The sequence below is a fragment of the Sphingobacterium sp. UBA5670 genome (genome assembly GCF_002420705.1).
Taxonomy (GTDB): domain Bacteria; phylum Bacteroidota; class Bacteroidia; order Sphingobacteriales; family Sphingobacteriaceae; genus Sphingobacterium.
Genome location: NZ_DIIM01000015.1, coordinates 829 through 1,246, shown reverse-complemented (window position 1 = coordinate 1,246; position 418 = coordinate 829). Strand labels below are relative to the sequence as shown.

General features: G+C 29.4%; 1 protein-coding gene. It reads right to left on the bottom strand.

Annotated elements, in window-relative coordinates; translation table 11 throughout:
• Positions 1–418, bottom strand: a 418-nt coding sequence (locus B3C94_RS12805; RefSeq protein ID WP_293904218.1) for a hypothetical protein, incomplete at both ends; no start/stop codon positions are given.

Sequence of the window (418 nt, the reverse complement as noted above, 5' to 3'; positions counted from 1 at the left end):
TAAATGGTATTAAGCGGTTCCGATTTTCAGAGACAATCGGAACTTTGCTGAAAATGTAGCTATACCTATCCTTGGTTACTTCACAAGTTAAATTTTCCCGATTGAAAAATTGAACGTCAAGTTTTTCTAAATTTTCTGAAGACTCATTAAAAGCCAGTTTTACTAACCTATTGACAGTTGCTCCATTTTTATATTCTTGAAATGGTATATCTACTTTAATAACAGTATCCTTAATAATTTTTGACGGTATAAATATTGTTTTATCGTCTGCAAAATTTTTATTACCGTTCAAATCAAGTTTTATAATTTTGTTACCCTTATTGTCTTTTGCTATCAATACCTCCACTTTACTATTGAGAAGAATTGATTTGTGTACTTGAAGATCATTTCCTTTAAATTTCTGTAGAAAACCATTCCA